Origin of the sequence: Microcoleus sp. Pol10D4 (assembly GCF_036701555.1) — a bacterium.
GTDB lineage: Bacteria > Cyanobacteriota > Cyanobacteriia > Cyanobacteriales > Microcoleaceae > Microcoleus.
In genome coordinates, this window is sequence record NZ_JAUBRA010000007.1 from 33,029 (window position 1) to 46,107 (window position 13,079).

General features: G+C 46.7%; 6 protein-coding genes. 2 read left to right on the forward strand and 4 right to left on the reverse strand.

Features of this window, described 5'->3' with window-relative positions; all coding sequences use genetic code 11:
* The first annotated feature begins 106 nt into the window (after nt 1-106).
* Complete coding sequence (locus QUA36_RS05980) at nt 107-5,257, forward strand: CHAT domain-containing protein (protein WP_333456124.1); 5,151 nt, start codon at nt 107-109, stop codon at nt 5,255-5,257.
* 496 nt (nt 5,258-5,753) lie between these two features.
* On the opposite strand, the gene QUA36_RS05985 is transcribed toward QUA36_RS05980, so the two are convergent.
* A complete protein-coding gene (locus tag QUA36_RS05985) occupies nt 5,754-7,169 on the reverse strand; it encodes a diguanylate cyclase (RefSeq protein WP_333456126.1) in 1,416 nt (471 codons plus the stop codon).
* A 422-nt stretch (nt 7,170-7,591) separates the two neighbouring features.
* On the opposite strand from QUA36_RS05985, the gene QUA36_RS05990 reads away from it, so the two are divergent.
* Complete coding sequence (locus tag QUA36_RS05990) at nt 7,592-10,618, forward strand: PAS domain S-box protein (protein WP_333456128.1); 3,027 nt, start codon at nt 7,592-7,594, stop codon at nt 10,616-10,618.
* Nucleotides 10,619-10,664: 46 nt separating this feature from the next.
* Here QUA36_RS05990 and QUA36_RS05995 read toward each other — a convergent pair whose 3' ends face one another.
* From QUA36_RS05995 to QUA36_RS06005, 3 genes are all read right to left on the reverse strand, one after another.
* Nucleotides 10,665-10,898 (reverse strand): hypothetical protein, encoded by a 234-nt coding sequence (locus QUA36_RS05995; protein ID WP_333456130.1) that lies wholly within the window; start codon nt 10,896-10,898, stop codon nt 10,665-10,667.
* A gap of 63 nt (nt 10,899-10,961) precedes the next feature.
* The gene (locus QUA36_RS06000; RefSeq protein WP_333456131.1) at nt 10,962-11,540 is read right to left on the reverse strand and encodes a Uma2 family endonuclease; all 579 of its coding nucleotides are present in this window, start codon (nt 11,538-11,540) and stop codon (nt 10,962-10,964) included.
* A gap of 90 nt (nt 11,541-11,630) precedes the next feature.
* The gene (locus QUA36_RS06005) at nt 11,631-12,821 is read right to left on the reverse strand and encodes a tetratricopeptide repeat-containing serine protease family protein (protein WP_333162901.1); all 1,191 of its coding nucleotides are present in this window, start codon (nt 12,819-12,821) and stop codon (nt 11,631-11,633) included.
* Nucleotides 12,822-13,079 lie beyond the last annotated feature (258 nt).

The following is a 13,079-nucleotide window of genomic DNA, read 5'->3' on the forward strand; positions in this document are numbered from 1 at the left end:
ATCGAGAGTTCGCGTTAGGAAGTGTCAGCGTTGGGGTGCGATCGACTCTTTTTTACCTAAAATCTCAATTTTAAACTCGAATTAAGGTCTAGACCGAGGCAAACTTATGAATGCTCAACGTGCTGTGCGGTCGATTCTGGCAGCAATTCCCCTTGCTGGATTTTTGATAGTAGATTTTTTCCCCAGCCTGGTTTTCCTCAAAGAAAACAGCAACGGATGGGTACTCGTGGCAATTTATCCCCAATCTCAAATTGCTGCAGCACAATCTATTACTCCAGCCCCAGACGGCACCGGAACCACTGTCACCATCCCAGGTACAGGGCTGTCTCCTCGCTACGATATTAAAGGCGGCACTCCCTCCAGAGACGGAGCAAATTTGTTCCACAGTTTTACTCGGTTCGGTCTGAATTCTGGCGAAACTGCCAATTTCATCACCAACCCAAGCGTTAAAAATATCCTCGGTCGTGTTGTCGGCGGGGATGCTTCCTTAATCAACGGTCTAATTCAAGTTAGTGGCGGCAATTCTAACTTGTTGCTGATGAATCCCGCAGGGATTATTTTTGGAACGAATGCCCGACTCGATGTGTCCGGGTCTTTTTTTGCTACCACTGCTAGCGGTATCGGTTTTGACAACGGCTGGTTCAACGGTACTGGGGCGATCGACTACGCAGCCCTAGTCGGAACGCCCAATGCTTTTGTTTTTGGCCCACAGCCCGGAAGTATTGTCAATGCCGGTAACTTGGCTGTCGGCACGGGGCAAAATTTGACTTTGCTCGCCGGTACGGTCATCAGTACAGGCCAACTTTCAGCCCCGGGCGGTCAAATTACTGTGGCGGCTGTCCCTGGTGAAAATCTGGTGCGGTTGAGTCAAAACGGACTTTTGCTGAGTTTAGAAGTTTCTCCAGCAGCCGGAGTGTCGGGTTCCGAAGCGGTTCCCTTCTCTCCGCTGACTTTACCTCGGCTGCTTTCGGGCCCCGGCGTGGCTAACGCTACGGGTATAACTACGAACGCTCAAGGTGAAGTCGTGCTCACAGGCGACCAAACAGTGCCTGCAGATGCTGGAACTGCGCTGGTAGCGGGTTCTGCAGACGTGTCTGCCAGGGGGGGCGTGGGAGGAAGCGTCAACGTGTTAGGCGACAAGGTAGGGCTATTGGGAGCGAAGATTGAGGCTTCGGGGCCAGACGGCGGCGGAACGGTGCGGATCGGGGGAGATTACCGAGGCGAGGGAACTGTGCCGAATGCCAGGATGACTTACGTGGATGGCAAAAGTTCGATCGCCGCCAACGCAACTGAATCAGGCAACGGCGGCAGTGTTGTTGTCTGGGCTGACAACACAACAGCATTTTTGGGCAGCATCACCGCAAATGGCGTTTCTGCAACGGCAACCGCAGGTGTTGGGGGGTTTGTGGAAGTTTCGGGCAAGCAAAGATTGATTTTTAACGGTACTGTCGATACTTCCGGGACAAACGGTTTGGGGACTTTGCTGTTAGATCCAGAAAATATTTTCATTACAGATTCCTCAGAAGGTGCGGGCGATGCGGCAATAATTGCCAACAATAATATTTTGGCAACAGGAACGCCACCAGGACAGGAAAACAATTCTGAGCCTTCGCTGACAATTTCGGCTGGAGCTTTGGAAAGTATGTCGGCTACGTCAAATGTGGTTATCGAAGCGCTCAATGATATTACAATTGCTGATTTGGCGGACAATCAGTTGAGCTTTCAAGCAACTACTGGTTCGGTAACATTTAGAGCAGATGCCGATCGCAATGGTGCGGGTGTTTTTTCGATGAATTCTGGAGATACAATTACCACGGCTGGCGGTGCGCTAGCCATTTCGGGAAGTCAAATTACTGCGGGCAATTTGTCTAGCAACGGCGGAAATATTAGTTTGATTAGTCCCGGTTCGACTGTTGCCAACAATATTTCTTCATCCAATCCCAGCACCGGCAGCAGCGGGAATATTGTGCTCGAAGGCCTGAACGTAACCGCGCAAAAACTTGATGCCAGCGGCCCGGAAGCGACGGGAAATGTAACTGTGACGGCTCAGAATGTTCTGGGAGTGAGCTCGCTCGCAGCGGGTTCTGGAAACATTACTTTGACTGGTAATGAAATTAATTTCAAAGGCGACAAAAATTCAGTCAGCGGCACTGGGTTTTTGGTACTGCAACCTTGGAGTCCCGGTCAAAATATTGCGATCGGCGGTTCTGGAGATGTCGGCACTAATATTTATTTGAATCTGACGGCAAGCGACCTCGGAAGTTTGGAAAATGGGTTTGCTGGAATTACGATCGGGCGCAGCAACGGTATCGGTTCGATTCTGATTGCCAACGATTTCACATTTTATGACCCGCTAATTATTCAATCGCCGGCGGGTTTGGGAACAATCACTAGCACAAGTTCCCTGACAGGCGCCGACAATGCCTCAATTACTATCAAAGGTGACGGCAATATCCGTACCGGAAATATCACTACCAACAATCAGGAAATTCGCATCGTCAGCACCGCAGGCAATGTCACAACCGGTCAGCTACTTACTGGAACAGCCCGCACCATCAACACTTCTGTCAATCCTTCCCAAGATATAGGCAATTCGGCGGGAGATGTTAGTGTTACCGCACAGGGCACGGTGACTGCAGGGGCGATCGACACGAGGGGCGATCGCGCGGGGAATGTGACGCTGACGGGGCGCAATGGAATCACTGCGGGGGCGATCGAAGCTGGTGGCGCCCAAACAGGGGGAGATATTACCCTGACGGGCAACGACATTGACTTGACGGGTGACAAAAATTCGATCGCCAGCAACGGCAATCTGGTGCTGCAACCGGCTGATCCTAGTCAAAATATTATAATTCAAGGTTCTGGCGATACAGAAGCTCTGAACTTGACTGCTGCTGAATTGAACACTTTTCGGAATGGGTTTGCTTCGATCACGATCGGAGGTTCTGACGGTAGCGGTGTGATCTCGATTGGTTCTCCAGCGCCAGATTCAACGCCGAATTCAACGCCAGTGGCGTTGACATTTCAAGATCCGACGACGATTCGATCGCCATTGGGCAGCGGCGCGATCGTGGGAACGGGTGCGATCGTCGGCACTGATAACGCCACGATCTCTCTGAGGGGCGGTACTGTAGCCGTCGGAGACGTTACCTCGACTGCGGGGATTAACATCACTAGCAGTCAAGGCAAGTTGACTGCTGCTACGGTTTCATCTCGCTCAACTTCAGGGGTGGCGGGCCCTATCAATATTCGCAGCGCCGGTGCGGTAGAAACCGGCAACATCGATGCTTTTGGTGCCATAAGTGGGGGAGATATTTCGATTGCGGCGCCGGGCCGGATCGTTACAGGGGTGATCAACTCGAGTTCGCAATCGGGAAGTGCCGGTTCGAGCCAAATTATCGGGCAGAAAGATGTTGAAGTTGTTTCGATCAAAGCTCGTGGCAATACGGGCGGCGATGTGGCAATCGAGGCTGGGGGAGCGTTTCGGGCTGCGGGAACAGGAACGGCTGCTGAACCCGCCCAGGTCAGCATTTCTACAGACGGGCTGGCTCAATCGGGTTCACAGACGCTGCTGCAAAGCACTTGCCCGTCGGGAACCTGCAGGGCGACGACTGTTGGGACGGGAAACTCGAAGTCGAACACTGCCACCTCCTCAACTGCGATCGGGCCGCTGGCGATCATCGTGCCGAGTCCGGCACCAACTACCAGCGTGGAACTGCAAACGACAGACAATTCTCAACAAATTGTGACTCAGGTGAGTCTCGGCCCCCCAGTGTCGGAGCCAAAGAACACTAACGAAAATATCTCGCCAGAACCTGCTGCTGCGCCTGTTGAGGCGCGGTCGAACGCGACTGCGAGATCATCGGTACTGCTGTCGCCGTCGGTGTTAAAAGACAATTTGGGTACGCCCGCGGCGACAGAAAACGCCAGCGTGGCAACAACTCCACAGAAGCCGACGAGTGCGGTGACAGCAGAAAGTATGGGGAATGTGAGAGTTCCTGAAATTTCTCGATCGAGTTCGATGGCACAAATAAATCCGATCGACGCAGTGCAGCAAAGGGATAGAACTCAGGGCCGGGAATTTGAACGTTACTTTGGGGGCCCTGTCACTGAAAAGTCAGTGACGCAGCAAAGTATTCGAGATACTCTCAGCAGCGTCAATCGGTTGACTGGGGTTAAACCCGCCATCCTTTACGTGTGGGCGAAAGAAAAACATTTAGAACTTGTGTTGTTATTGCCAGACGGCAAAAATGTTTTTAAAAGCGTGCCTGCAAGCCGCGAGACAGTGCTGCAAGTTGCTAAAGAATTCACTAATGCTATCAGAACTCCTAGGAGATTGAATGCTGCTGACTACAAGGAACCTGCCGAGGAACTTTACCAGTGGTTAATTGCACCGCTGCAACCGGAATTAGATGCTAACAAGATTGACACTTTGGTGTTTTCCATGGATGCCGGTTTGCGGACTTTGCCTTTGGCTGCTCTTTACGACGGCAAGCAGTTTTTGGTAGAAAAGTACAGTTTGGGGCTGATTCCGAGTTTGAGTTTAACTGATACTCGTTATGCCGATGTTAAGGGTTCTGAAGTGTTAGCGATGGGTGCGTCGAATTTTCCTGCCAAATACGATCAAAATCCTTTGCCTGCCGTGCCGTTGGAAATCTCGACAATTGTGGGCAAGATTTGGCCGGGTTCGTCTTTTCTCAATGAAGCTTTTACTTTGGCAAATTTGAAGCACAAGCGCAATCAACCGCAATACAAAATTATTCATTTAGCTACTCACGGCGATTTTCAGCCTGGGGGGGCCGAAAATTCTTACATTCAGTTTTGGGATACGAAGTTGCAGTTGAATCAGTTGGATCAGTTGAATCTATCTAACCCGCAGGTGGAGTTGTTGGTTTTGAGTGCCTGTACTACGGCGGTGGGAGACGAACAAGCTGAGTTGGGGTTTGCGGGGTTGGCGGTACACGCGGGGGTAAAATCGGCTTTGGCGAGTTTGTGGTATGTCAGCGATGTCGGTACTTTGGGGCTGATGACTGAATTTTACCAGCAGTTGCGTACAGCGCCGATTAAGGCTGAGGCTTTGCGGCAAGCGCAGTTGGCGATGTTGCGGGGTGAAGTGCGGTTGCAAGATGGTTATTTGGTACGATCGGGCAACAATCAAGCTCTGCCTTTGCCGTCGGAGTTGGCCACCAGGGGCGATCGGAATTTGTCGCATCCTTATTATTGGGCCGCTTTTACAATGATCGGTTCGCCGTGGTAATTCTGAAGGAAGAGGGTGCGATCGCCCAAAAAACCGGGAGAGAACAAGTCGCACAACTCAGAGGATGGGAATACCTAAAAAAGTGCGGTAACTCACACTAGAGACCGCGACCTCAACATCGAAAACGGGATAAAATGGAACAATAAAAATAAAAAAACTCTACTGCTAGTGCCAAAAATATTGATAGTAGACAAGTGTTTACTAAAAACTTTTAGCCCAGATAAATTATGATAATTTAATCCAAAAGTTTCGATTACCCAAAAACAATCGCTCTTGGTTATCAAGCCATAACGCTCTGCGGTGAGAATAAACTCAGTGGAAGCCACGCTTTCTCGGTTTTCGTTTAGCATTTTTAACAATATTTCATAATACTCTCATGAGGGGTTATAGGTAATAGATCCACTCTTTTGGGAGTAGAGACAAAAACGATTGGTTTTTAACGCACGGCTGATTTTGGAAATCAACTGCCTCTCACCACGTTGTCTAATTATATTAGTTAGCCATCATCTAGAGGATAAACATGAACACAGTTGCGACCTTTGCCTTTGGCAGCATAACAAGCTACATCAGCGGTCCTCATAACCTCCCTCAAATCTTGGCTGTCTTGGTTAATGGCAACAACTCCAATACTGACCCCGATGATAAAGGTTTTGCTATCCCAAATAAACCGAAACTGATGCACTAAATCTTTGAGGTTTTCCGCAATCTGAGCTGCTTTAGAGAGGGGACATTTAGTAATTAAAAGACCAAATTCATCACCTCCCAAGCGAGCCAGTATGTCATTAGCGCGGACTCCCTTTTGTAAAAGTGTAGTGATTTGGCGCAGTAGCTCATCGCCAGCACAATGACCGGCGGTATCGTTAACGACTTTGAACTTATCTAAATCTAAATAACAGAGAGCGTGCTGCTGATTGCTATCTTGAACAGAGGCGATCGCCTCCATTAGTCGCTGCTCAAATCCTCGACGGTTGATTAAACCTGTCAGAGCATCGTGACTGGCTTCCCAAGAGAGTTGACGAGCAAGATTGCGCGATTCGGTAACATCATGAAAGACGATAACGGCCCCGATAATTTGACCTTGGCGGTCTCGAATCGGTGCTGCTGAGTCCTCAATGGCATACTCAGTCCCATCGCGGGCAATGAGAATAGTATGGTTAGCTAAGCCCACAATGCGCTTCTCCAACATAGCCTTGCCGATCGGATTCTCTACTGGCTTTCGCGTTACTTCATTGACAATTTCAAAGACTGTAGACAGGGGGAGTCCCTTAGCCTCATGAGCCTTCCAGCCTGTCAGTTGCTCAGCGATAGGATTGAAAAATCGCACATTACCTTGAGCATTGGTAGTAATAACTGCATCACCAATCGATTGGAGAGTCACTTGAGCTAGTTCTTTTTCGGCAAAGAGGGAGGCTTCTAGACGTTGGCGTTCTTCCATTTCTCTCAAGAGACGTAAATTCTGCTCTTGGAGGCTTTGTTGCAACCGTCGGATGGTTAAGTGAGTTTCGACACGAGCTAATACTTCTTCGGCTTGAAACGGCTTAGCAATATAATCTACCCCACCAACAGCAAGCCCCTCAACCTTATTGAAAGTTTCATTGAGAGCACTCAAAAAAATTATCGGAATGCCTGTGGTTTGCTCGTCAGATTTTAATTGTTTACAAACTTCATAGCCATCAATATCAGGCAATTTAATGTCAAGTAAGATTAGTTCCGTCGATGGCGATTTGGCGGCTCGGAGCGCCATTGCGCCTGTTGTGACACTGCGAACTTTATAACCATGTCTCTTCAAAGTACGGCTGAGAAGATGCAGGTTATCAGGGAGATCGTCAACAATTAAAATATTGCCTCGGTAGTTGGTAGCTGGATCGCTAACTCTATTGCTAGTTGTATCGACAATCCTACTGATTTCCATAGTTTCTTGCCAGAGGACTATAAACCTATGAATAAGAGTATAGTTGAATTATTAGGTTATCCACTCACTTGACGCACAAAGAAGTCCTGCGATCGCAGAGTTCTAGGACTGGCACACTGGCACAGCCCCTACAAAATCTGACTTGTTGAGGTAGGGATAATCCGCCCGTGATTGCCCTTCTTCGTTTTGGGTAACATTAGGAGAACATTTTTTCAACCCAAGCAGCCGATTTATGAACAAGCACATTTCTTAAAGGGCAAGCCTACTCGTCATTGCGATCGGATGTCTCGTGCTGCTAGGTTGGCAATTTGACATCTCCCTACTCAAAAGTGGTTTTCCCGGTAAGACTTCGACCCTGAAGCGGGCAATGGCAGAACTCAATCGCTAAGCACTTCAGCACTCATGAATAATGCAGGTTATGTATGATTACACATTTTTTTGAGACAGGAGGATTCATTCCTCATGGTCACTGCTATCTCTGGCAAACAAACTTAGTAGGATTACATATTTTATCCGATGGTTTAATCGCTTTAGCTTACTACTCCATCCCAATCATGCTAATCTACTTTGTGCGACAGCGCCAAGATACTCCATTTCAGAAAGTATTTTTTCTGTTTGGCGCCTTCATAATTGCCTGTGGTACAACTCATATTATGGAAATTTGGACGCTTTGGTTTCCTACTTATTGGCTTTCTGGAGGAATTAAAGCTATTACTGCTCTGATTTCTATATATACTGCATCTGAGCTAGTGTTTTTAATTCCATCAGCCTTAGCTTTACCTAGTTCAGCTCAACTTATGGCGGCAAATCAAGCCTTAGAGAAGGAGATCAACGATCGCAAGCGGGCTGAAAACGAACGCGAACAAATTGAGGTGGCTTTACGAAACAGTGAAGAGCAGTTTCGCAATGCGTTTGAAAATGCGTCAATTGGAATGGCGATCGTTTCACTTGATGGGCAGTGGGTTAAAGTCAATCCTGCCTTATGTCAGATTATTGGCTACTCCTCAGAAGAGTTGTTAGCGTTAACTTTCCAAGACATTACCCATCCTGACGATTTAGACCTGGATCTTAGTTATGTACATCAGCTATTAGCAGGAACAATTTCAACTTACCAACTGGAAAAACGTTATTTCCATAAACAAGGACATATGGTTTGGATTCTTCTTGATGGCTCGCTAGTACAAGATGAACAAGGAAATCCACTGCATTTTATTGCTCAAATTCAAGAAATTACCGCTCGAAAAGAAGCTCAAAAGACGCTAGAGCTTCAGAGTGTTATTATGCACAACATGGCAGGCGGAGTGTGTTTAACTAAAGCCTCAGAACTCACGATAGTCTACACCAATCCCAAATTTGACGCTATGTTTGGCTACACAGATGGCGAACTCGCAGGTCAACCCGTTGGTGTCTTGAATTATGTCGATACAGATGTGACACCAGACGCAAGCGTTCTAGATATTGTCACTCAAATTGAGCAGAACAGAGAAGCAAAATATGAAGTCTGCAATAAGAAAAAAGATGGAAGACTTTTTTGGTGTAGGGTTCATACATCCATGTTTGAGCATCCTGAATACGGAACTGTATATGTTTCCGTTCAGGAGGATGTGACAGAGCTCAAACAAGCTGAGCAAGCCTTGCAAGCTACCACAAATCGCCTCAACTTTCTCTTGAACTACAGCCCCGTCGTTATTTTTAGCTGTAAACCTTATGGCAATTATGAAGCAACGTTCATCAGCGAAAATATCAAAGACGTATTTGGCTATGAAAGCATGGCGTTTTTAGGAGATGATGAATTTTGGGTGCATAACTTACACCCAGATGATTTAGAACGAGTGCTTAATGGCTTAGCCAATCCATTCGTCAATGATTTTTATTTACATGAATACCGTCTTCGTGGCTCAGATGGGGTTTACCGCTGGATACTATGTCAACTCAGACTAATTCGAGATCGTGCAGGTAGACCAGTGGAAATGTTGGGATATTTAATTGACATTAGCGATCGCAAACAAGCCGAGTTGGAACTTGAGCAAGCTAAAGAAGCAGCAGAAACAGCAAACCGAGCCAAAAGTATGTTCCTGTCCAATATGAGCCACGAACTCCGTACCCCTCTCAATGCTATTTTGGGATTTACGCAATTGATGAGTTACGATCCTGTTCTGACTCCCGAACTCCAAAACGATCTGGCGATCGTCAATCGTAGCGGCGAACATTTATTGGAATTGATTAACGACATTTTAGATTTATCCAAAATAGAGAGCGGACAGATGATACTCTATCTTTCTGACTTCGATCTAAAAAAATTGCTGCGTTCTATTGAACAAATGTTGCAAATTAAAGCCAAATCGAAAGGATTGAAAGTAATTGTCGAGCGAGATCCCAATCTTCCCCAATTTGTGCATACCGATGAGAAAAAACTGTATCAAGTCTTAGTCAATCTGCTGGGTAATGCGATTAAGTTTACTAATCAAGGAAGCGTCACCTTACGAGTAAGATCGGAACAGAGCAACCAAACGTCCTGTCGCCTATCTTTTGAAGTTGAGGATACTGGAGTGGGAATTGCTCCAACAGAAGTTGACAGCTTATTTAAGGCGTTCGTGCAAGCTGAAGCTGGGAATAAATTAAATCAAGGTACTGGTCTAGGTCTAGCTATCAGCCAAAGATTTGTCCAACTCATGGGTAGTCAGATTCGAGTTCAAAGCACATTGAATCGGGGCAGCATTTTTTACTTTGAAATTGGGGTAAACTTACCTCAAGCAGTCTGCCCTGCCTCAGAATTGCCTCAACAAAGAGTGATTGGTATAGCTGCAGGACAACCAACTTACCGCATCCTTGTTGTTGAAGATGTAGAGGAAAATCGTCGCTTATTGGTCAAACTCCTTACCTCAGTCGGTTTTGATGTGCGCGAAGCAACACAGGGAGTTGAAGCACTCGAAATCTGGGAAAGTTGGTTCCCAGACGTGATTTGGATGGATCTACGAATGCCGATCATGGATGGCTACACAGCTACCAAACGCATTAGAGAACACCCTAAGGGACAAGAGACTGTGATTATTGCTTTAACTGCCAGTATTTTTGAAGAAGATCAAGAGAAAGTTTTTATGGCTGGTTGTGACGATTTTATGAGCAAGCCCTTTCAGGAAAGGCTCATCTTTGACAAACTCGCTCAATACTTAGGAGTACAGTACATCTACACAGTTGTAGGAAAAGATCCCCAAAAACTAGGTGTTTACACTTTATCTCCAGAAGATCTAGCCGTGATGTCCTCTCAGTGGTTAGAACAAATGTATCAAGCTGCCTACTATGTTGATCCTGAAGTCATGAACGAGCTAATCAAACAAATTCCCGCATCTCAATCAACCCTTTCCAGTGCGCTAATTGATTGTGTCAATAACTTTAAATATGACCAAATTATGGAGTTAATTCGACCTCTGCTACCGAATCAAGTTTAGTTATCGAGTTTAAGGACAAATTTGATTCTATTACCATCAGCCACAACTAATCTTTTAACACTAAAGTGTCGATGCTGTCTTTGATGATAACGCCTTCATCTTCTTCGGAAATTTCTAGGAATTTTTGGGGTTTAATGTAGAAATGATGCAGATAAAACTCGCCCGCAAATAACAGCGGAGAGACGATCGATAAACTGATAATTTTTTCCAGCATGGGCGGAGAGGATCGCAAGTTGAAGTAACCCGCTTTAATCTGAATCCAACTCGCTCGGAGTTGCATTCCTCACTACGAACTGATAACGTTTATTTTACCGAAGATAATATAATTGATAATTGAATTCTGCTAATTCCAAATTTTTTGCAAATTGAGAACAAATCCCGGCAAAACATTTTCCCCAGAAAGAGTGAGAGGAGATTGTAAAACTTCCACATCTTGACCGGGGCGATAAATTTCAACTTCGCGTTTTTTGCGGTTAATCAGCCAACCCAAACGGCAGCCATTTTCCATATATTCTTGCATTTTTTCCTGAGTCTTTTTCAAACTGTCGCTGGGCGAGACTAATTCAATGACAAAATCGGGACAAAGCGGGATGAATTTTTCTCTTTGTTCGGGCGTCAAAGCTGACCAGCGGGATTTTTCTACCCAGGAGACATCAGGAGATCGATCGGCTTTATTGGGAAGGGTAAATCCTGTGGAGGAATCAAACACTTCGCCGAGTTCGGTTTGTTCGTTCCACACATCCAATTGTGTAGTCAATTTGACATTGCGTTTCCCTGTTTCTCCTCCGGTTGGCGGCATGACAATTAATTCTCCGTTGGCGTTGCGTTCGAGTTTCAAGTCTGGGTTTTCTTCGCACAGTTGATAAAACTGTTCTGAAGTTAGTTTGATAAGGGAGTTGAGGTTTAAGGTGATAGCAGTCATGGTTATTTACCTGCTGTTTTTATGAACTACATAATTAAGAATTAAAAATGGGATTACTCATTTTTAATTCTTAATTATTAACTTCTAATTCTACTGCAATTGCTTGATTCTGTTGAGTGCGTCTTGATAGGCGCTGGTTCTTCCGCCTTGCTTGTAAAGTTCTGCTGCTTTTTGAAAGTCAGCAATTGCTTTCGGTTGGTTTTCGTTTTCAAGGTAAGCTAAAGCTCGGTTGTAGTAGGCGTCGGCAAAACCGGGATTGGCTTCGATCGCCCGCGTGTATGCTTGAATAGCAGTGGAACCGCGTGTGGGTCCGAGTTGGGGCAAGCCGGCGGTGATGAAAGTGCGGGCATTACCGATATTAAAATACAATTCAGGGGTATATTTGGGCTTGAAAGCGAGTGCTCTGTTGAAATCGGCGATCGCCTCCCAAGCATCTCCTTGATCTAACAGCGAAAGCCCTCGAAAATAATAAGCTTGGGCATCTTGCGGATTGGCGGTGGATACCGGGCCGATCGTTGCGGGAGTATTGTCTACTTTCAACTCGGATTTGTTTATTCCCGCCGCCACCAGCTTCGCGATAAATGTATTGATGGGAACTGCTGCATTAAATCCGGTTTTAATCGGGGCGACTTCGCCGGAACTGGTTTGGGCGAAACCGAATTCGCCTTGTCCGTGTAAACCGATGACTCGGGCTTCGGAGTCAAAAACTGGGCCGCCACTCATGCCACTCCAAGTTACGGCCTGATACCGCAAAGTGTAACCTTCCGGGCGGTTGCGTGGGCGGCTGGTAACGAGTCCGGGAGAGAGTTCTGGTTCTCGTTCGGCGCCGAAAAGTCCGCCCGTAGCGGGATAGCCGTAAACGAAGATTTGAGTGCCGATGACGGCTTGATCGGAATCGGCGATCGTCGCGACTGGATATTCTTCGGGGCTTTCAAATTTGACTACGGCTAAATCCGGGTCAGTTTCGGCGGTTTGCAAGCGGGTGACTGCAGTTGCTTGATAGTTTTTGCCTTTAGAGGTGCGAACGGTGTATTTCACGTCTGCTTTTTCTACGACGTGGTTGACTGTTAAAACTGTGTAAGTTTTACCTGTTTTGGCAATTATTACGCCTGAACCGTCTCCGAGAGAACTGTTAATTTGTACTGTCAGCGGCCCGGCAATGCTGGCGACTTCTTGGGGCGTTTTGGCGATCGCGGGCTGACTGATGACTATGGTTAAGGCTGCGGTTGTTCCTGCTAGCAAGGTGGTTAGGGTGTCGTAACGAGAAAAGTTTATATTCATGGCTGTTGGTAATTTGTAGCTGGGTAGCGGGATTTGGGGGAGAAAGGGCGATCGGCGGTTGGTGCTTTTTTCTGTTTAGTTTTATTACTGATTTGACGCAAAGGATCTCGGCTTTGTTCTTTAGTGATAATTTTACTCGCTTTTTTGTTCCGCGATTTGCTATTTCAATGTAGGGTGAGTACGCCGCACCTTACTTAATCTCAATGAAGACTGCCCAACTTACTTATTAAAACTCAACAATACATGACTCGAACTCCC

Excerpts from the sequence above, each read along its gene's own strand:
- QUA36_RS05995 (WP_333456130.1), bottom strand. The coding sequence starts at position 10,898 with ATGCAACTCCGAGCGAGTTGGATTCAGATTAAAGCGGGTTACTTCAAC.
- QUA36_RS05985 (WP_333456126.1), bottom strand. The coding sequence starts at position 7,169 with ATGGAAATCAGTAGGATTGTCGATACAACTAGCAATAGAGTTAGCGAT.
- QUA36_RS05980 (WP_333456124.1), top strand. The coding sequence starts at position 107 with ATGAATGCTCAACGTGCTGTGCGGTCGATTCTGGCAGCAATTCCCCTT.
- QUA36_RS06000 (WP_333456131.1), bottom strand. The coding sequence starts at position 11,540 with ATGACTGCTATCACCTTAAACCTCAACTCCCTTATCAAACTAACTTCA.
- QUA36_RS05990 (WP_333456128.1), top strand. The coding sequence starts at position 7,592 with ATGATTACACATTTTTTTGAGACAGGAGGATTCATTCCTCATGGTCAC.
- QUA36_RS06005 (WP_333162901.1), bottom strand. The coding sequence starts at position 12,821 with ATGAATATAAACTTTTCTCGTTACGACACCCTAACCACCTTGCTAGCA.